This is a genomic window from Streptomyces sp. NPDC058375, assembly GCF_042723425.1.
GTDB classification, from domain to species: domain Bacteria; phylum Actinomycetota; class Actinomycetes; order Streptomycetales; family Streptomycetaceae; genus Streptomyces; species Streptomyces durocortorensis.
This window is the reverse complement of record NZ_JBHXJG010000021.1, coordinates 1-19,180: the sequence shown is the minus strand read 5'-3', so window position 1 is coordinate 19,180 and position 19,180 is coordinate 1. Positions and strand designations below refer to the sequence as shown.

The following is a 19,180-nucleotide window of genomic DNA, read 5'->3' as shown; positions in this document are numbered from 1 at the left end:
AGCCGGAGGTTACCTGGCGTGGTGGGAGTGCGGCAGCCCGGCCCCGGCCCTCTGATCGTTCATGGCCGCTTCGGAACGTATCCGGTCGGGCCTGAAACGGCCCGCGTGCGTCAGTTCGTCGTTTCCGGCCGCGTGGACTTCTGCCAGGGGTAGGTCGTGCGCAGCCGCGGGTCCGGTGCGGTGATCGCCTGCGGGTTTTCCTCGCGGGCCGGTCCGGACCACGCCTCGTCGGCCGTACTGCTGCTGCCGACCGAGGGGCCCGCCGAGGCCGCCGGCTCCGGCCAGTCCGTCCCGGGGCCCTGGCCCGGCGTCGTGGCGGAGGCCCCCGCGCCGGACGCCTGCGACGACTCGTTCACGTCCCAGTGCCGCAGCGCGCCGGCCTCGATGTCGATCTGCGCGTTCAGCGCGTCCAGGTCGTCGTCGGCGAACTGCCGCGCCCGGTCCCGCGCGGCCCAGCGCAGCGACTCCGCCGAGTGCGTGATCCGCTGCGTGCGTTCCTTCAGCTTGGGCAGCAGGCCCGCGACCGTGGCCCGGTCCGGCTCGCGCTCCAGCCTCTTCAGCTCGTCGTCCAGCTCCAGACCGTGGGCGCTCAGCCGCCGGAACAGGGCCACCGACTCCGCCAGCGAGGCGTCCTCGGCGGCTCCGGCGTGCAGGGCGTCCTGGGTGGCCCGCATCGAGGTGCGCAGGGAGAGCCGGAGCTGCGCGAGCTCGCCGGCCACACCCACCTGCCCGAAGCTCTTGGCCCGGAGCGTGGTGTCCTCCACGGTGCGACGGGCCTGCGTGATCGTGCGGTCGACGCCGCGCTTGGCCGCGCCGACGGCCTTCACGGTCGCGTAGACACCCAGCGCGACGAACGCGACCAAGAGCAACGCCAGGATCGTGAGCGCGGGTTCCATGAATGCCCCTCGGTGTCTCGATGCGGCCGCCGGTACCGGTCGCCCCCTCCACCGTAAACGGAACGGGCAGGCCGAGGGTTCCTTCGGAACCCCCAACCTGCCCGTAGGGGATGGCCCTAACCGCGCGCCGCGACCGTCAAAGGGCGGCCGTCACGCGGGGACGATGTTCACCAGCTTCGGCGCCCGCACGATCACCTTGCGGATGCCCGCTCCGCCCAGCGCGGCGACGACCGCGTCGTCGGCCAGGGCCAGCGCCTCCAGCTCCTCGTCCGTGATGGAGGGCGAGATCTCCAGGCGGGCCCGGACCTTGCCCTTGATCTGGACGACGCAGGTGACGGTCTCGTCGACCACGTACGCCGGGTCGGCCACCGGAAAGTCCTGGTGGACGACGGAGTCGGTGTGGCCCAGCCGACGCCACAGCTCCTCCGCGATGTGCGGGGCCAGCGGGGCGATCAGCAGGACCAGCCGCTCCGCGACCGAGCGCGGCAGCGGGCCGCCGGCCTTCGTCAGGTGGTTGTTCAGCTCGGTGACCTTGGCGATGGCGGTGTTGAACCGCATCCCCGCCATGTCCTGGCCGACCCCGTCGATCGCCTTGTGCAGCGCGCGCAGGGTGTCCTCGCCGGGCTCCGTGTCGACGACGGTGACCTCACCGGTCTCCTCGTCGACGACGTTGCGCCACAGCCGCTGCAGCAGGCGGTACTGGCCGACCACGGCACGCGTGTCCCAGGGGCGCGACACGTCCAGAGGGCCCATCGCCATCTCGTACAGGCGCAGGGTGTCCGCGCCGTACTCCGCGCAGATCTCGTCCGGCGTGACCGCGTTCTTCAGGGACTTGCCCATCTTGCCCAGGACGCGGCTGACCTTTTCGCCCGCGTAGTAGAACGCCCCGTCGCGCTCCTCCACCTCGGCGGCGGGGACGGCGATACCCCGGCTGTCGCGGTAGACGAAGGCCTGGATCATGCCCTGGTTGTACAGCTTGTGGAACGGCTCGGCCGAGGAGATGTGGCCCAGGTCGTGCAGCACCTTGGACCAGAAACGCGCGTACAGCAGGTGCAGCACGGCGTGCTCGGCCCCGCCGACGTACAGGTCGACTCCGCCCGTGGGCCGGCCCTCGCGCGGACCCATCCAATACTGCTCGATCGACGGGTCGACCAGCTGCCGGTCGTTCGTCGGGTCCAGGTAGCGCAGCTCGTACCAGCAGGAACCGGCCCAGTTGGGCATGGTGTTGGTCTCGCGGCGGTACTTGCGCGGACCGGCGCCGTCGCCCAGGTCCAGCGTCACATTGACCCAGTCGGCGTTGCGCGACAGCGGGGTCTCGGGCTGGGCGGACGCGTCCTCCGGGTCGAAGGTGCGCGGGGAGTAGTCCTCGACCTCGGGCAGCTCCAACGGCAGCATCGACTCGGGCAGCGGGTGGGCGATGCCCTCCTCGTCGTACACGATCGGGAAGGGCTCGCCCCAGTAGCGCTGGCGGCTGAACAGCCAGTCGCGCAGCCGGAAGTTGACGGTGCCCTCGCCGACGCCGTGCTCCCGCAGCCACTCGGTGATCTTCGCCTTGGCCTCGACGACGCCCAGGCCGTCCAGCGAGATCTCGTCGTTGGCGGAGTTGACCAGCTTCGCGTCGTACGAGCTGAAGGCGTCGTCCCACGTGGCGGGGTCGGTCCCCCGGCCGTCGGAGGGCTGGACGACACAGCGCATCGGCAGCTCGAAGGCGCGCGCGAAGGCGAAGTCGCGCGCGTCGTGCGCCGGTACGGCCATGATCGCGCCGGTGCCGTAGCCCATCAGGACGTAGTCGGCGATGAAGACGGGGACCTTCTCGCCGCTGACGGGGTTGGTCGCGTACGCGCCGGTGAAGACACCGGTCTTGTCCTTGGCCTCGGCCTGCCGCTCGACGTCGGACTTGGCGGCGGCCTGCTTGCGGTACGCGGTGACGGCCTCGGCCGGGCTCGCGTGGCCGCCGGTCCACACCGGGTGGGTGCCCTCGGGCCAGGCGGCCGGAATGATGCGCTCGACCATGTCGTGCTCGGGCGCCAGGACCATGTAGGTCGCGCCGAACAGGGTGTCCTGGCGGGTGGTGAAGACGGTGATGCCGCCCGCGGTGTCCACCGGGAACTCGACCCGGGCGCCCTCGGAGCGGCCGATCCAGTTGCGCTGCTGCAGCTTGATGGCCTCGGGCCAGTCCAGCCCGTCCAGGTCGTTCAGCAGCCGGTCGGCGTAGGCGGTGATGCGCATGTTCCACTGGCGCAGCTTGGCCTTGAAGACGGGGAAGTTGCCGCGCTCGGAACGGCCGTCGGCGGTGACCTCCTCGTTGGCCAGCACGGTGCCCAGGCCGGGCGACCAGTTGACGGGTGCGTCGGAGGCGTAGGCCAGTCGGTACTGGCTCAGCAGGTCGGCGCGCTCGGCGGCGCTCAGCGCGCTCCACTCACGGCCGTCGGGGGTCGCGCGCGTGCCGCTTTCGAACTGCTCGACCAGCTCGGCGATCGGGCGGGCCTTGTCGGCCTCGGTGTCGTACCAGGAGTTGAAGATCTGCAGGAAGATCCACTGCGTCCACTTGTAGTAGTCGGCGTCGATCGTCGCGAAGGAGCGGCGGTTGTCGTGGCCCAGTCCCAGCCGGCGCAGCTGGACCTTCATGTTCTCCATGTTGGCCTCGGTGGAGACCCGGGGGTGGGTGCCCGTCTGCACCGCGTACTGCTCGGCGGGCAGGCCGAACGCGTCGAAGCCCAGGGTGTGCAGCACGTTGTGGCCGCTCATCCGCTGGTGGCGGGCGTAGACATCGGTGGCGATGTAGCCCAGCGGGTGTCCGACGTGCAGACCCGAACCCGAGGGGTACGGAAACATGTCCATGATGAACTTCTTGGGCTTGGCGGCCAGCTCCGGGTCGCCCGCCAGGTCACCGGTGGGGTTCGGCGCCTCGTACGTCCCCTCGGCGTCCCAGAAGTCCTGCCAGCGTGCCTCGATGTCGGCGGCCATCGCCGCCGTGTAGCGGTGCGGCGCGGCCGTCTCGGCAGCGGAATTCGTCTCGCTCATGATCCTCAAAGCTCCATCGATCGTCATCTGCCGGGAAACGAAAAATCCCCTCGCACAGGAGGGGACGCCGCGCTGACTCCGACCAGGCGTTCTCACCGGTCGGGACTCTTCAGCGCGGCTCGCTAAGCAGAAGGCGTACGGCACGCATGGCGTCAGGGTACCCCACGGACCCGGAGGGGAGCGGGGAGTAACCAGAGGGCGGACATCACGCGCGCGAGCCGGGAGCCCGCCGTCCGCACGCCCGCTCGTACGCCGCGGAACGCACCCCCCGACGCACCACCCGCCGACCACTCTCCGTAGCGGAGTCGTGACGTCCCCGTGGGTGCGGAGTGTGCGTTCTGCGGGCTTCCCATGAGGTTTTCGCGGAGCCCTGGGGCGGGGTCCGGGGCAGGGGGAACGCCCGGGAAGCGGGGGTTACTCCGCGTACCGACCTCTATCGGGGCAACCGAGCAAACCTCGTACTGGTTGGTATGGGGCGTCCTAGCATGCGGCAACGGGACCGCTTTGCCGAACTATTCGGAGTCGCCCCCCATGAACCCTCATCGCAAGATCCGCGTATCCCCCAGCATGAGCCCCGCAATGAGTCGGCCGGTACAGGGCGGCCTGACTGTCGCCGCGTTGGTCTTCGTCCCTCTGTTCGCCGTCGCAGGGAGCGACGAGCTGCGCACCACCCTCGATTTCACCACCGGCGTCCTGTCGCTGGTGTCGCTCAGCGCGGCCGTCGCGTGGGGCCTGCTGGCCACCGACCGGCTGTTCCTCTCCACCCGTCAGCGCATCGTCTGCCAGGGCATCCACCGGGCCACCGCCATAGCCTCGCTGGGCTTTCTGCTGCTGCACGGCACCGGGAAGGTCGCACTCGGTCATGTGGCGCTGATCGGCGCGCTCATACCCTTCAGTCTCGGCGTGACCGGTGCCGCGGGACTGATCGGCCTCGGCTCGCTGGCCGGGCTGCTGATGGTCGTCACGGCCACGACCGGCGCCCTGCGCAGCGCCTTCGCACACCCCTCCCCCAAGGCCGCCCGGCTCGGGCAGTCACTGGGGTCGCCCCGGGACACGGGCGGGATCGCGGGCCGGTGGCGCGCCGTGCACGCGCTGGCGTATCCGGCGTGGTGCGCCGCGCTGATCCACGGCCTGTACGCGGGGCGCGCGCCCGCCACCTGGGTGGTCGTGATGTACGGGCTCTGCCTCGCCGGGGTCGCCGGCGCGCTGTGCCTTCGGCTGCTGCCACGTCCGACGAAGCGGCGGATCGCGGACCGGGTCGCCGAGCTGCTGGGCCAGGGGCCCCCGGCCGCCCCCGATCCGGTCCTGCGGGAGTCCTCCTCGTCCCCCGGGGAGCCCTGGTCCGATCCGGCCGCCTGGAGCGAGACGGACCGGGACGTACGGGGCACGCCGGTGCGCCCGCGCACGCTCTCGGCGCCGATACCCCCGGCCGCGCCCCCTCCCACGGCGATCCCAGGCTCACTGCACGAGGCGCCGACGGAAACGCTGTACGGCGGCCGGCCGCCCCTGTACGAGCCCCCGCTGTACGAACCCCCGCCCCGCAGCGCCGACCGCATCGCCTTCGGCCCGCCGGAGGAGCTGCCGGGCCAGGGGCGGAGGAAGGCAGGCCCGGGGTCCGGGACCGGGCCCGGACCGGGTCCTGGCATCACGGCCGGATACCGAGCCGTCTCGCTCGGCGGCGGCCCGCCGCTCACGCCGGAGACCCGCTGGCCCTCACCGTCCCCCGCGCCGCCCGCGCAGGCGCACCACGGCCCGCCGCCCCGGCAGGACCCGCCGGCGCACACCGCGCAGGAGCACACGCACACCGCGCAGGAGCACACCTACGCGGCACCGGAGCACCCGTACGGGGCGCCTCCCTACGAGACACAGGAGTACGGCACGACGCCGGAGTACGGCACGCCGGCCTACCGGTTCCCGGAACACGTCGGCACACCGGCCGACGACGACACCGCCGCCACCGCCCCCATCACCTCCCCCTTCGCCGCGCCCCGTGCCGAACCGGGGGCCGGGCCGTTCACCGCGCCCCCGGCCGGCGAACCCTGGCACGCACCCGCAGGAGACCGACCGTGAACGTCCCCCTCCCCGATGTGCCCGAAGTCCGCGTCGTCGGACTGCCGCAACTGACCACCGGATTCGACCTGGTGGAGCGGCTCGACCTCGCCATGCACCTCAAGGTGCACGGGCCGCTGGAGCCGATGACCGGTGAGCGGCTGGCCGAACTGGCCGAAGCGATCTCCCTGCGCGGAAGGGGAGGCGCCGGTTTCCCGTTCGGCAAGAAGCTGCGAGCGGTGGCGAAGGCGTCCATCCGGCGCGGGGTGCGGCCCGTCGTGGTGATCAACGGCAGCGAGGGCGAACCCGCCTGCCGCAAGGACACCGTCCTGCTCAACCGCGCCCCGCACCTGATCCTGGACGGTGCGCTGCTGGCCGCGGAGGCGCTCGGCGCGCGCACCCTGGTCGTCGCCGTCACCCGCAACTCCACGGAGATCTCCGTACGGGCGGCCCTCGCCGAGCGCGGCCTCTCCGACCGGCGCGGCCAGCAGTTGCGCGCCCGGGTGGTCCGCACCCCGGAGCGCATGGTCTCGGGCGAGGCATCCTCGGTGATCCGGGCGGCGAACGGCGGGCCCGCCCTGCCACCGGGCCGGCGCGAGCGGGCGGCCGAGACCGGGGTGGCCGGCGCGCCGACGCTGCTGTCGAACGCGGAGACGTACGCCCAGCTCGCCGTCGCCGCCCGGATCGGGCCCCGCCGCTACGGGCACACCGGGCTACCGGGCGAACCGGGCACCGTGCTGCTCACCGTCTCGGGCGCCGTGGCCCGGCCCATGGTCGTCGAGGTGCCGACCGGGGTGCCACTGCGGTACATCCTGGAGCTGGCCGGGGCCCCGCCCCTCCCCCAGGGAGTGCTGACCGGCGGCTATCACGGCAACTGGATCGACGCGGTCTCCTCGCACAACGCCGTGGTCTCCCGCGAGTCCCTGGCGGCCGTAGGGGGCGCGCTCGGCGCAGGGGCCATCCTGCCGATCGGCCCGGACACCTGCCCGCTCGGCGAATCGCTCCGGATAGCCAACTGGCTGGCCGCCGAGACCGCCGGACAGTGCGGTCCGTGCAAGCTGGGGCTCCCCGCCGCCGCGGGCGGGCTCTCCGACGTTCTGAACGGCGGCGGGCCCGCCGCCCTGGAGGCCCTGCGCGAGGTCACCCAGGCCGTGAAGGGCCGCGGGGCGTGCAAACACCCGGACGGTTCGGCCCGGTTCCTGCTCTCGACCCTGTCGGCGTTCACGGACGACCTCGCCGCACATGTCCTGGACGGCGGCTGCGGCCGGGAGACGGCCGGGGTGCTGCCGCTGCCCGCGCCCGGCTACCAGGACGTGGAGGAGTCGATTCCGAGCGGCGAGAAGCTCGCGGTCGACTGGACGCTCTGCCAGGGCCACGGCCTGTGTGCGGACCTCGTCCCCGAGCTCATCCGGCTCAGCCCGGACGGCTATCCGGCACTGGCGGACGCCGCCGTCCCGATGCATCTGCGCGGACGCGCCCAGCGGGCCGTACGGCGCTGCCCCGCCCTGGCGCTCCGTATCGAGCAGCCCGCGGCCGAACAGCGTCCCGCCCTGCCGACCGCCAATCGGCGTGCGCTGGGCAGCGGGCGCGGCTGAACAGAAGAAGCGGGCCGCCCGATCCGGGTGGCCCGCTTCTGTCGATCCTGTGGAGCTAAGGAGAATTGAACTCCTGACCTCCTGCATGCCATGCAGGCGCTCTACCAACTGAGCTATAGCCCCTTGCTGCTTGCCGCCCGGTTTCCCTTGGCGACATCGAGAACATTACACGGTCCCCCCGGCGCTTCACCAAATCGTTTCCGGTCTGCACCGATACGCCCGAATCATCCAGAGTGTTCGACCTCAGCCGCAGGTCAGACGGTCGCGGCCCGACGATCACTGGTCATGCGGTCGCGAAGGAGTAGAAGCGCTTGAGGGTGCAGTGCTCCTCCAGCAGCCGCCCGTAGATCGGCTCCCCCTCCAGCTCCCGGTAGGTCTCGATGGGGTCGCCTTTTATGATCAGCGCCCGGGCACATTCCTCGCACCAGTACTGGTACTCCGCGTTGACCGGGTCCATGTCCCTGACGATGGGCGTACCGCTGCCGCACCAGTCGCATTTACGCCTGTGTGCACCCATCAGTCAGCTCCAGCTGTGGCCGCAGGCCGTGCACACGTAGGAGACCCCTCCGTTGTCACCCAGAACCTGGGCCACATGGGACGAACCGCAGGACGGACAGCCGAGACGGGATCGAACTTCGGACGTTACGGGGCCGGGGAGCGGTGCGGCGACAAGGCGCTGGTCGGGGACGTGTTCGCGACTCGCAGGCATCGCGCTCCCTCCCGATCGGTACGGCGCCCCCTCCGGCGTTCCGATTCTGCCATGACCCCGCAAGGGGGTCAGCCCGCTCGGCGCCCTCCGTGCCTCCATGCAGAAGATCCCGCCCCCTGATGGGGACGGGATCCTGATTGTGGAGCTAAGGAGAATTGAACTCCTGACCTCCTGCATGCCATGCAGGCGCTCTACCAACTGAGCTATAGCCCCGCTGTTCGCTGTGTTTCCCTGCGTTTCCGCGCCGCGAACAAGAAGAACTTTAGCCTGCGACCGGCCGGAAAGTGAAATCCGGCCCGGGCCGCCCGGGGGCGGCCCGCGAACGGCCTCTCAACGGCCTCCCGACGGCGTCTAGTCGTCGTCGCCGAGCACCGGCTCCGGGAGCGTGCCGGCGTTGTGTTCCAGCAGACGCCAGCCGCGCGCACCCTCCCCGAGGACGGACCAGCAGCAGTTGGACAGCCCGCCGAGCCCTTCCCAGTGGTGCGCTTCCAGACCCAGCAGCCGGCCGATCGTCGTCCTGATCGTGCCGCCGTGGCTGACCACGACGAGCGTGCCGTTCTCCGGAAGCTTCTCGGCGTGCTCCAGAACGACCGGTGCCGCCCGGTCGGCGACCTCGGTCTCCAGCTCGCCGCCGCCCCGGCGCACGGGCTCGCCGCGCTTCCAGGCCGCGTACTGCTCGCCGAAGCGCGCGACGATCTCCTGGTGGGTCAGCCCCTGCCACTCGCCGGCGTACGTCTCACGGAGCGCGGCGTCATGGGCGACGGTGAGGCCGCTGACGGCGGAGAGCTCGGCGGCCGTGGCCGCCGCCCGCCTGAGGTCGGAGGCCACGATGGCGTCCGGCTTCAGCGAGGCGAGCAGCCGGGCGGCGCGGCGGGCCTGCCCGACGCCGGCCTCGGTCAGCTCGATGTCCGTGGAGCCCTGGAAGCGGCGCTCCAGGTTCCATGCCGTCTGGCCGTGGCGCCAGAGGACGACCCTGCGGCCCCTGCCGCTGCTGCTGCCGTTCAGCTCTGGTCACCTTCCGTGCCGCCGTTGAGCTGTGCGTGCTCGTCGGCCTTGCCACGGGTCTTGACCGCGTCCTCGGGGAGGGCGATCTCCGGGCAGTCCTTCCACAGGCGCTCCAGCGCGTAGAAGACGCGCTCCTCGCTGTGCTGGACGTGGATGACGATGTCGACGTAGTCGAGGAGGATCCAGCGGGCGTCGCGGTCGCCCTCGCGGCGCACCGGCTTGGCGCCGAGCTCCTTCTGGAGCCGCTCCTCGATCTCGTCGACGATCGACTTGACCTGGCGGTCGTTGGGGGCCGAGGCCAGCAGGAAGGCGTCGGTGATCGACAGCACATCGCTGACGTCGTAGGCGATGATGTCGTGCGCGAGCCGGTCGGCGGCCGCCTGAGCGGCGGCGTTGATGAGCTCGATGGAGCGGTCCGTGGCGGTCACATGCAGGCTTTCGTCGGCGGTCGGATGCAACCTCTAGGGTCTCACGGACCACCGACAGAGCCTTACTGCGTTTCACCGGTCGCGCTCCACCGCGGTCCCCGGCCGACTCCGGAGCGTCGGCCGGGGCCCCGAGCGGGCTACTGGACCTTGTAGTCCTGGCCGAGGACCGCGGACACGTCGGCGTTGGCGGCCGGCTCGCCCTTCTTCACGTCGCCCGCGGCGAGGCCCAGGGTCTTGGCCACCTCGACGGCCTTCTCCTTGTCCTCGGCGGACCGGTAGAGCACGACGGACGACGCCTCGGCCCCTGCCTTGCCGCTGTCCACGAAGGCGTAACCGCCGTTGACCAGCTGGACCCGGGCGGCCTCCGCGGCCTTCTCGTTCCCGGTGGCGTCACGGACGGCGACCCGGAGCGGAGCGCCCGCCTCGGGAGCCTTCACCGTGCCGCCGAGGATGTCCTTGACGACGCCGCGGGTGTCCGCCTCGGTGAGCGTGCCGTCCGCCTGGACCGGCAGGAGAGCCGTCTTGTAGTCGCCGACCTTGGCCCGCGAGGCCAGCGTGGCGAGCGAGGCTCCGAGGTCCTTCTCGGGCAGTGACGGGTCGAGCACCTGGAGCAGCGTCTCGATGGTGACGGTCGCGGCCTTGGGATCCTCGGAGATCTTGCGCAGCGTGGCCCGCATGACTTCGCCGAACCGCGTCAGCTGCTTGGCCTCGGGCTCGCCCGGCGCGCGGTAGGTGGCGTACGCGACGGCCATCGGACCGCTGAGCGTCTGGCCCTCGCCCTTGTTCACCAGGGGCGATTCGCCCTTCTTCGCGCCGGGCACGTCGGTGTCGGTGTCGACCTCGATGTTGCCGACCAGCTCGACGAGGTTCTCCAGATACGGGGTGTCCAGCCGCCAGGTGCCGGTGATCCGGGTGCCCAGGAGGGTGTCGATCGACTCCCGGGTGCCGGTCCTGCCGTCGTCGTCGACGGACTTGCCGAGCGTGGTGGTGGTCCCGTCGTCGCCCGCGACGGCCAGGGAGTTGGGCAGCAGGACGGTGGTGCCCTGCTTGGTGGTGGCGTTGTCGACGAGCAGCGCCGTCGAGGTGCCGCCCCTCTTCGTGTCGTGCAGATGCACCACGATCATGTCGCGCTGCTGGGCCCCGGCGGCCACGGCCTTCTTCTCGTCCGACCCGGACAGGCCCGGGATCATGTCGGCGGACCAGAGGTAACCGGCCCCGCCGACGACGACGAGAACGGCGACGACTATCAGGGCGACCATCCGGTTGCGGCCCTTGCGCCGGGCCTCCTCGCGCCGCTCGCTGCGGCTCTCGGTGAACTTCAGCCAGTCGATGACGTCTTCGGAGTCCTCGTCGGGCTCCTCGATGAACGAGAACTGCTCGGTGCGGTAGTCGGGGGCGGGCTTGCGCTGCCCCGGAAGAGCGGACTCCCCCTCCGGCTCGGCGGCCTCCGGCGGTTGCCGTACGGGAGCCTGCTGCCCGGTCTGCTCCGGTGCGGGGGCGGTGCCCTGCTGCGGGATGCCCCACTGTTCGCCGGTGTCGACGGCGGCGGGCTGCTGCCCGGTGGCGTAGCCGTAGTCGGTGTAGGAGCCGTAGCCGTACGCCTGGTCGGTGCCCTGACCCTGCTGCGTCTGGCCCGGGTGCTGTCCGGCATAGGGGTCGTAACCCTGGGGCTGCTGCTGGGGGTTGCCGTACGCGTCGTAGCCGTAGCCGGCGCCCTGGCTCTGGAGCCCCTGGCCCTGCTGGGCGGCGTAGGCGTCGTAACCCTGGCCCTGCTGGTCGTAACTCTGATGGGCCTGCTGCTGCCCCTGCTGCTGGTAGACCGGCTGCCCGTACGCGTCGTAGCCGACGATCTGCGGCTCCTGGTAGTACGGGTTCTGTCGGTCGTTCACCGGTGCCCCTCTCCGTGGCTCATTCGCCGCGGTACAGCTGGCGCTTGTCGATGTAGCGGACCACGCCGTCCGGCACCAGGTACCAGACCGGCTCCCCCTGCGCGACCCTCTCACGGCAGTCCGTGGACGAGATCGCCAGCGCGGGCACCTCCACGAGGGAGACACCGCCCTCGGGCAGTCCGTCGTCCGTGAGCACGTGACCCGGGCGGGTCACACCGATGAAGTGGGAGAGCGAGAACAGCTCCTCCGCGTCGCGCCAGGTGAGGATCTGGGCGAGCGCGTCGGCGCCGGTGATGAAGAAGAGGTCCGCCTCGCCGTGGACCTCGCGCAGGTCCCGCAGCGTATCGATGGTGTACGTCGGTCCGCCACGGTCGATGTCACTGCGGCTCACGGAGAACTGCGGGTTGGACGCGGTGGCGATGACCGTCATCAGATAACGGTCCTCGGCCGGGGAGACCTTCTTGTGGCTCTTCTGCCACGGCTGCCCGGTCGGGACGAAGACGACCTCGTCGAGATGGAACTGGGCGGCCACTTCACTGGCCGCCACCAGGTGTCCATGGTGGATCGGGTCGAATGTCCCGCCCATCACGCCGATACGGCGCTTGCCGGGGCCGGTAGGCACTTCCTGCTCTCCCATGCGTGCAGAGCCTACTGGCACAGCTGTACGCCCCCGCCTCAGCGGTCGCGGTTGAAGCGGGTGGTGACCCACAGGAGGAACATCAGCGCGAGGAAGGCCAGGCCGCCCACGAGGTAGGGGTTGAGGCTTTCGTGGTTGCCGCCGCCCTCCCCTCCGGAGGCGAGGGTGGCCAGCTCGTGTGCGGTACTCGTGAGGCTCATCTTCGGCAGGACCTATCGATCGTGAGGCGGAAGGAAGACGTCAGGCACATCGTATGCGGGACCTTCGGGCACGCTCACGGCGACTCAGTCGTTGTTGTCGTCGTTGCGGTATCCACGCAGCAGGAACCAGGCGAGCAGCACCGCTCCGAGGATCGAGCCGAGCAGCACGATCCGGAGGGTGTCGCCCGGTCCCTGCTCCTCGGACGCGGCGGCGAGCAGTACGGCGGTGTGCGGCATTTCGGGCGCTCCTCAAAGTTATCCACAGCCCCCCGCACACCGTAGCGCCAGCGCATACGCTGGCTTTTGTCCGGGGGACGAGCAACGTCTCGTACGAACAGGGGGCCATCCATGACCGACAACAGTCACGAGAACGTGCCGAGCAGGGCGCGCCGGCGATTCCCCGGGATCTCCTCCCGGGCCTACGAGCACCCCGCCGACCGCTCGGCCCTGGTCGCCCTGCGCAAGCTGACCGGGTTCGACACGGTGTTCAAGGCGCTCAGCGGGCTGCTTCCGGAGCGGAGCCTGCGGCTGCTCTTCCTCTCCGACTCCGTCCGGGTGAGCGACGCGCAGTTCGCCCATCTCAACGACATGCTGCGCGACGCGTGTTACATCCTGGACCTGGAGAAGGTCCCGCCGATGTACGTGAAGCAGGACCCGCAGCCCAACGCCATGTGCATCGGTCTCGACGAGCCGATCATCGTGGTCACCACCGGCCTGGTCGAGCTGCTCGACGAGGAGGAGATGCGGGCGGTGGTGGGCCACGAGGTGGGCCACGCGCTCTCCGGTCACTCGGTGTACCGGACGATACTGCTCTTCCTGACCAACCTCGCCGTGAAGGTCGCCTGGATCCCGCTGGGCAATGTGGCGATCATGGCCATAGTGACGGCGCTGCGCGAGTGGTTCCGCAAGTCGGAGCTGTCCGCGGACCGGGCCGGGCTCCTGGTCGGCCAGGACATCACGGCCTCGATGCGCGGCCTGATGAAGATCGCGGGCGGCAATCACCTCCACGAGATGAACGTGGACGCCTTCCTCGCCCAGGCCGACGAGTACGAGAAGGGCGGCGATCTCCGCGACTCCGTCCTGAAGATCCTCAATGTGCTGCCCCGGACGCACCCGTTCACCACCGTGCGTGCCGCCGAGCTGAAGAAGTGGTCGGAGACCCGCGAGTTCCAGCGGATCATGGACGGCCACTACCCGCGGCGCGGCGAGGACAAGGACACCTCGGTGACCGACTCGTTCCGGGAGTCCGCCTCGCACTACGCGGACACGGTGCGCACCAGCAAGGACCCGCTGATGAAGCTGGTGGGCGACATCGCCGGCGGCGCGGGAGACCTGGGCGGCAAGCTGCGCGACAAGTTCACCGGAGCCGGGTCCGGCGGCGGTTCCGCCACGGGCGGGGGCGGGGCTACCGGTCGGCCTCAGGACCCCGAGGAGGGGAGCTCGGGGCCGTCGGCGGGGCCGTCGAGGGACTGACGCCCGCCAGCGTCCCGCACAGCGCCGCCGTGGGCGGACCCGTGGTGTACGGGTCGGTTGCGGCGGGCCCGCGGGCGTCCGCCCGCTCCCCGGCCAGGAGCGGGCGCAGCGTCCCGGTCGCGTCGGCCGAGCAGGACTGCGGCCCTGCCTGGACATGGGCGGTGCGCACCTCCAGGCGGTGCAGCCGCAGGTCCTCCCGGTCGAAGCGGAAGTGCAGCTCGCGCCGCACGGTGAACAGGGACGCGCCTTCCTTGCGCGGGGGTCCGTCCGCCGGGCGCAGGGCGTAGGTGAAGGTGTGGTCCGAGACGACGCCGAGGACGCCCGCCGCCTCCTCCTCGTAGCGAAGGGTGCCCTGGACCCGGATCTGCGGGTCCGCGAGCTCCACCCGCTCCGGGTCGAAGCGGATCAGCCAGCCGGTGGCGGCGTGGCTCCCGTCGTCCGCCGGGTCGCTCAGGCTGCGTTCGAACTGGGTGCGCTGGTCCGGGTCGAGGAGGTGCTCGACCGGCCGTCGTACGGAGCTGGTGAGGACGTCGGGGTTCAGGGACGACTCCACCAGGTAGTCCTTGACCGTGGCGAGAGCGGCGGTGATCTGGCTGTCGGAGAAGTTCTGCGTGCGCTCCACGGCGGGGAAGTTGATGCCCGCCGCGCCCGTGCGGAATCCGGAGACCGGCTCGGTCCGGTACAGCTGCTCGGGTGATCCGCCCGGTACGACGCCGCGGGGGGCCAGGGGGACGACGGTGGTCCGCAGGGGTTCGGCGCGTCGGGTGGCCGGCTGGGGGTACGGGCTCCGGAAGCCGATGTAGACGGCCACGGCGAAGGCCAGGGCGATGAGGACGACCAGGGCTATGGCGGCCCGGGAGCCGCCGCCGCTGCGGACGGAGACCGGTTCCTCGGGCAGGGTGCGGACGGCGCGGGCGTGCTCGCCCATCCGTTCCTGCGCCGAGAACTCCTGCATCCGGGCAGCCTGGATGAACGATTCGTCGAAGACGAGCGAGCGGTATTCGTCCTCGCCGCCCGCGGTGTTCTCGGGCGGGCCGTCCGGCGGTTCTGAGCGGCCTGTCATGACTTCTCTCCCGATCTCCACACCGGTCGGTTCGGTGCGCAACGGTCTGCTTCGGCCGAGCGGGGCGTGCGGCAGCGAGAAGCCCCCCTGGGAACGAGGGGTCACATCTTCAGGGTAGGTCGATTGCGCTCCGCGTAAACGCGGAGGCCGCCGGGAACTGCGCGGGCGGCCGGGGCGGCCGTCGGCGAACGGGTGACGGAAGGGGGCTCAGGGCACCCGGGGTTCGGCGGAGACCACGGGGCGGGAGTAGTCCGCGGAGGCCGACGGGGCGGCCCCGGGCTTGTCCACGCCACTGCTGGCGGGCGGCGGCACCTGGTCCTGGCGGTTGTTCGAGGCGCCCCGGTAGACCGCGGTGAAGGCGAGGGAGACCATGCCGACGCCCATCACCAGGGCGAGCAGCCAGGCGACCGGTCGGTGCCAGCGGGCGGAGTTGCGGTAGGGGCGCAGGGAGCCGCCGTGACGGCCGTACGGCCCGGGGCCGTCGCCCTCGACGCCGTGGTCCGGGTCGTAATCGAGGTCCTGGGGGTCGTGGTGGCCCCGGGAGTCGCCGTAGGGGCCGTATGCGTCGTCGTCAGCACGGCGGCTGCGGCGGGCGCGGGCCGCGTCGGCCTCGGCGCGGGCTTCGGCGGCGGCGAGCAGGCGCTCCACGGCGGTGGGCTCGTGGACGGGCGCCGACCGGACGAAGTCCTCGTCGAACACCACGGAGGCGAAGTCCTCGTCCGCGCCCCCGCGGTCGTCGTCGGGCTCCCAGCCGTCAGAGAACGGCCTGCCCCCCACGTCGTCCGGCACGGATTCAGCGTAGCCGGGCCGGGACCTTTTGGGCAGAGACCCCGCGAACTCCCCCGGATCGGTACGGGGGAACATGCGATCGCCCCCTCCGGGCGGGGCGGTCGGCCGACCGGAAGGGACGAGGCAGGAGGGGTAGGAGTGGCAGGAGAGGTCAGGAGGTCGAGGCGGGGCTAGCGGGTGTGCCCGTCGCCCGTGACGATGTACTTCGTCGAGGTCAGTTCGGGCAGGCCCATCGGGCCGCGGGCGTGCAGCTTCTGGGTGGAGATGCCGATCTCGGCGCCGAAGCCGAACTGCCCGCCGTCCGTGAAGCGGGTGGAGGCGTTCACGGCCACTGTGGTCGAATCGACCAACTGGGTGAACCGGCGGGCGGCTGCCTGCGAGGTGGTGACGATCGCCTCGGTGTGGCCGGAGGACCAGAGCCGGATGTGGGCGACCGCCGCGTCCAGGGAGTCGACGACCGCGGCCGCGATGTCGTAGGAGAGGTATTCGGTCTCCCAGTCCTCCGCCGTCGCCGCCACCACGGTGGCCTTGGATCCCTCGGCGCGCTCCAGGACGTGCTCGTCGCCGTGGACGGTGACCCCGGCCTCGGCCAGGGCGTCCAGGGCGAGCGGCAGGAAGGCGTCCGCCACGTCCTTGTGGACGAGCAGGGTCTCGGCCGCGTTGCAGACGCTGGGGCGCTGGGCCTTGGAGTTGATCAGGATGTCGACCGCCATGGCCAGGTCCGTCTGCGCGTCGACGTACACGTGGCAGTTGCCGGTGCCGGTCTCGATGACGGGGACGGTGGACTCCTCGACGACCGTGCGGATCAGCGAGGCGCCGCCGCGCGGGATGAGGACGTCGACCAGGCCGCGGGCCCGCATCAGCTCGCGCACGGAGTCGCGGCTCTCGCCCGGGACGAGCTGCACCGCGTCGGCCGGCAGACCCGAGCCGCCGACCGCGTCGCGCAGGACGCGGACGAGCGCGGTGTTGGAGGCGTAGGCGGAGGAGGAGCCGCGCAGCAGGACCGCGTTGCCGGACTTGAGGCAGAGGGCGGCGGCGTCGACGGTGACGTTGGGCCGGGCCTCGTAGATGATGCCGACCACGCCGAGCGGGACGCGCACCTGGCGGAGGTCGATGCCGTTGGGCAGGGTCGAGCCGCGCACCACTTCGCCGACCGGGTCGGGGAGGGCCGCGACGTCGCGTACGTCGGCGGCGATGGCGCGGATGCGTTCCGGGGTGAGGGTGAGGCGGTCGATGATGCCTTCGCTCGTCCCGGCCTCGCGGGCGCGCTCGACGTCCTTCGCGTTGGCCTCGACGATCTCGGCGGTCCGCACTTCCAGCGCGTCGGCGATGGCCAGTAGCGCGTCGTCCTTGGCCGCGCGCGGAAGTGGCGCGATGTCGGCGGCGGCCGCGCGGGCCCGGTAGGCGGTCTGCGCGACCGGGGAGAGGTTGTCGTAGGGCGAGAGCGTGGTCATGCCCGCAGAGTAATGCGCGCTCTGCGGGCATCCGTCACGTATCCCGTGATGCGAGACGGCCGACCCGAGGGGCGGACGCCCCTCGGGGCACCCCGGGGGTCAGTAGGGGTGCACGCCCACGGGGGCCGCGGGAGGCGGCCCGTAGCCCTCTGCGATCCGCAGGTGGTAGGTCTCGCGGTCGATGACTTCGAGGCCGACGATCTCCCAGGGCGGGAGCTGGGCGCTGGAGCGGTGCTCGCCCCACAGCCGCAGCGCTACCGCGGCCGCGTCGTGCAGGTCGCGGGCCTCTTCCCAGTAGCGGATCTCCGCGTGGTCGCCCGCGTAGCGGCTGGTCAGCAGGAAGGGATGGTCGTGCGCGAGCTGTTCCAGGCCGCGTCTGACCTCCCCCAGCGGAGTCTCGGTGCCCGACACGCTGAGCGTGATGTGCCAGAGCTTCGACTGCGGGGACTCCTCCTTCGCCGTCGTGACCGGCTCCCGTTCGGCGGTGTCCGACGGAAGGGGATTCCGGTCGAAATCCGCCCCCGCCCCGACACTCGTCAGGGCGCGGCTGGCCGTGCCTCGGGGCGGCGCCCCCGGGCGCGCTCGTCTCACCGGCGGCCTCCTGTGATGTGTTGCTGTCCGGTACCCCTGTTTCCCCACTACAAAGTGGACCAGTCCACAGGCGGGCGTGGGGTGGTTTTGGTGAAGGTCCCTGCCGAAGAGCGGGACTTTCAGCCGATTCAGCGGGTGAGGCGCGGCGTGAGAAGGACCAGATCGTCCCTGTGTACGACCTCGCGCTCGTAGGCGGGGCCCAGTTCACGGGCCAGATCCCGGGTGGAGCGGCCGAGCAGCTGGGGGATCTCCTTCGCGTCGAAGTTGACGAGGCCGCGGGCGATCGGGGCGCCGTGCGGGTCGCGCAGTTCGACCGGGTCGCCGGCGCTGAACTCGCCCTCGACGGCGGAGATTCCGGCGGGCAGCAGTGAGGTGCGCCGCTCCACCACGGCCCGTACGGCGCCGTCGTCGAGGGTGAGCGCGCCCTGCGGGGTGGAGGCGTGGGCCAGCCAGAGGAGCCGGTCGGCGGAGCGGCGGCCGGTGCGGTGGAAGTAGGTGCCGGTGTCGCGGCCCGCAAGCGCGTCGGCGGCCCGGCTGGCGGAGGTGAGGACGACGGGGACGCCGGCGGCGGTGGCGATGTTGGCGGCCTCGACCTTGGTGACCATGCCGCCGGTGCCCACGCCCGCCTTCCCTGCGCTGCCGATGGTGACGCCCGCGAGGTCGTCGGGGCCGGTGACCTCGGCGATGCGGGAGGCGCCGGGGGTGCTGGGCGGTCCGTCGTAGAGGCCGTCCACGTCGGAGAGGAGGACGAGCAGGTCGGCGTGGACGAGGTGGGCGACTAGGGCGGCGAGCCGGTCGTTGTCACCGAAGCGGATCTCGTCGGTGGCGACGGTGTCGTTCTCGTTGACGACGGGGACCGCGCCCATCTCCAGGAGCTTGTCCAGGGTGCTGTAGGCGTTGCGGTAGTGGCCGCGCCGACTGGTGTCGTCGGCGGTCAGGAGCACCTGTCCGACGCGGACGCCGTAGCGGGCGAACGAGGCGGTGTAGCGGGCCACGAGGAGGCCCTGTCCGACGCTGGCGGCGGCCTGCTGGCGGGCCAGGTCCTTGGGCCGGCGGACGAGGCCGAGCGGGGCGAGTCCGGCGGCGATGGCTCCGCTGGAGACGAGGACGACCTCGCGTTCGCCGCCGTCCCTGACCTTGGCCAGGACGTCGACGAGGGCGTCGACCCGGTCGGCGTCGAGGCCGCCGGAGGCGGTGGTGAGCGAGGAGGAGCCGACCTTGACGACGACCCTGCGGGCGCCGGTCACCGCCGACTCGCGGTGCGACGGCCTCTGGTCTGCCACGTGCTTCCTCGCTCTGGATCGCCCCGGTGTCCGACGAGGGCGTCGAAGCCTGTCGGCCGGTACCGCCCCCGGCACGTCACAGTACGCGAGCGACC

Annotated in this window: 17 protein-coding genes and 2 tRNA genes; 3 read left to right on the top strand and 16 right to left on the bottom strand. The window is 71.6% G+C overall.

Annotated elements, in window-relative coordinates:
• Positions 1–110: 110 nt before the first annotated feature.
• Together ACFWM7_RS05995 and leuS are read right to left on the bottom strand one after the other, a co-directional pair.
• Complete coding sequence (locus tag ACFWM7_RS05995) at positions 111–896, bottom strand: hypothetical protein (protein ID WP_383255566.1); 786 nt, start codon at positions 894–896, stop codon at positions 111–113.
• Positions 897–1,046: 150 nt separating this feature from the next.
• Positions 1,047–3,920, bottom strand: a complete 2,874-nt coding sequence (gene leuS / locus ACFWM7_RS05990; RefSeq protein ID WP_383255564.1) for a leucine--tRNA ligase — start codon at positions 3,918–3,920, stop codon at positions 1,047–1,049.
• Between the two features lie 579 nt (positions 3,921–4,499).
• On the opposite strand from leuS, the gene ACFWM7_RS05985 reads away from it, so the two are divergent.
• Together ACFWM7_RS05985 and ACFWM7_RS05980 are read left to right on the top strand one after the other, a co-directional pair.
• Positions 4,500–5,990 (top strand): hypothetical protein, encoded by a 1,491-nt coding sequence (locus ACFWM7_RS05985; protein ID WP_383255562.1) that lies wholly within the window; start codon positions 4,500–4,502, stop codon positions 5,988–5,990.
• Positions 5,987–7,564: a ferredoxin gene (locus ACFWM7_RS05980; RefSeq protein WP_383255560.1), complete on the top strand. Its 1,578-nt coding sequence runs from the start codon at positions 5,987–5,989 to the stop codon at positions 7,562–7,564. Before ACFWM7_RS05985 ends, ACFWM7_RS05980 begins: the two co-directional genes overlap by 4 nt.
• Before the next feature lie 50 nt (positions 7,565–7,614).
• On the opposite strand, the gene ACFWM7_RS05975 is transcribed toward ACFWM7_RS05980, so the two are convergent.
• The 9 genes from ACFWM7_RS05975 to ACFWM7_RS05935 all read right to left on the bottom strand — a co-directional run bounded on the left by ACFWM7_RS05975 (position 7,615) and on the right by ACFWM7_RS05935 (position 12,669).
• Positions 7,615–7,687: transfer RNA gene (locus tag ACFWM7_RS05975), tRNA-Ala, on the bottom strand.
• A gap of 160 nt (positions 7,688–7,847) precedes the next feature.
• Complete coding sequence (locus tag ACFWM7_RS05970) at positions 7,848–8,081, bottom strand: hypothetical protein (protein WP_003969224.1); 234 nt, start codon at positions 8,079–8,081, stop codon at positions 7,848–7,850.
• Positions 8,082–8,413: 332 nt separating this feature from the next.
• Positions 8,414–8,486 (bottom strand) — tRNA-Ala (locus tag ACFWM7_RS05965).
• A gap of 138 nt (positions 8,487–8,624) precedes the next feature.
• Positions 8,625–9,278 (bottom strand): histidine phosphatase family protein, encoded by a 654-nt coding sequence (locus tag ACFWM7_RS05960; RefSeq protein ID WP_383255621.1) that lies wholly within the window; start codon positions 9,276–9,278, stop codon positions 8,625–8,627.
• The gene (gene rsfS, locus ACFWM7_RS05955) at positions 9,275–9,706 is read right to left on the bottom strand and encodes a ribosome silencing factor (RefSeq protein WP_124268201.1); all 432 of its coding nucleotides are present in this window, start codon (positions 9,704–9,706) and stop codon (positions 9,275–9,277) included. The genes ACFWM7_RS05960 and rsfS overlap by 4 nt, the downstream gene beginning before the upstream one ends.
• A gap of 137 nt (positions 9,707–9,843) precedes the next feature.
• Positions 9,844–11,595 (bottom strand): LCP family protein, encoded by a 1,752-nt coding sequence (locus ACFWM7_RS05950; protein ID WP_383255555.1) that lies wholly within the window; start codon positions 11,593–11,595, stop codon positions 9,844–9,846.
• A 19-nt stretch (positions 11,596–11,614) separates the two neighbouring features.
• Positions 11,615–12,232, bottom strand: a complete 618-nt coding sequence (nadD, locus tag ACFWM7_RS05945; RefSeq protein ID WP_352241470.1) for a nicotinate-nucleotide adenylyltransferase — start codon at positions 12,230–12,232, stop codon at positions 11,615–11,617.
• Between the two features lie 38 nt (positions 12,233–12,270).
• Positions 12,271–12,432: a hypothetical protein gene (locus tag ACFWM7_RS05940; RefSeq protein WP_032786345.1), complete on the bottom strand. Its 162-nt coding sequence runs from the start codon at positions 12,430–12,432 to the stop codon at positions 12,271–12,273.
• An 84-nt stretch (positions 12,433–12,516) separates the two neighbouring features.
• A complete protein-coding gene (locus ACFWM7_RS05935) occupies positions 12,517–12,669 on the bottom strand; it encodes a hypothetical protein (protein ID WP_383255552.1) in 153 nt (50 codons plus the stop codon).
• Positions 12,670–12,780: 111 nt separating this feature from the next.
• Between ACFWM7_RS05935 and ACFWM7_RS05930 the strand changes: the two genes are divergently transcribed.
• Complete coding sequence (locus ACFWM7_RS05930; protein WP_383255549.1) at positions 12,781–13,905, top strand: M48 family metallopeptidase; 1,125 nt, start codon at positions 12,781–12,783, stop codon at positions 13,903–13,905.
• Here ACFWM7_RS05930 and ACFWM7_RS05925 read toward each other — a convergent pair.
• From ACFWM7_RS05925 to proB, 5 genes are all read right to left on the bottom strand, one after another.
• Entirely contained in the window at positions 13,838–14,968 is a 1,131-nt protein-coding gene (locus ACFWM7_RS05925) for a hypothetical protein (RefSeq protein ID WP_383255547.1), read from the bottom strand. The two genes, ACFWM7_RS05930 and ACFWM7_RS05925, sit on opposite strands and share 68 nt — an antisense overlap.
• Positions 14,969–15,175: 207 nt before the next feature.
• Positions 15,176–15,757 (bottom strand): hypothetical protein, encoded by a 582-nt coding sequence (locus ACFWM7_RS05920; protein WP_383255545.1) that lies wholly within the window; start codon positions 15,755–15,757, stop codon positions 15,176–15,178.
• 170 nt (positions 15,758–15,927) lie between these two features.
• On the bottom strand, positions 15,928–17,211 hold the full coding sequence (locus ACFWM7_RS05915; RefSeq protein ID WP_205084373.1) for a glutamate-5-semialdehyde dehydrogenase: 1,284 nt from the start codon (positions 17,209–17,211) through the stop codon (positions 15,928–15,930).
• A 99-nt stretch (positions 17,212–17,310) separates the two neighbouring features.
• Positions 17,311–17,802 carry a hypothetical protein gene (locus ACFWM7_RS05910; RefSeq protein ID WP_383255542.1) on the bottom strand — a complete coding sequence of 164 codons (492 nt, stop codon included), beginning with the start codon at positions 17,800–17,802 and terminating at the stop codon, positions 17,311–17,313.
• Positions 17,803–17,930: 128 nt separating this feature from the next.
• A complete protein-coding gene (proB, locus tag ACFWM7_RS05905) occupies positions 17,931–19,085 on the bottom strand; it encodes a glutamate 5-kinase (RefSeq protein ID WP_383255540.1) in 1,155 nt (384 codons plus the stop codon).
• Positions 19,086–19,180 lie beyond the last annotated feature (95 nt).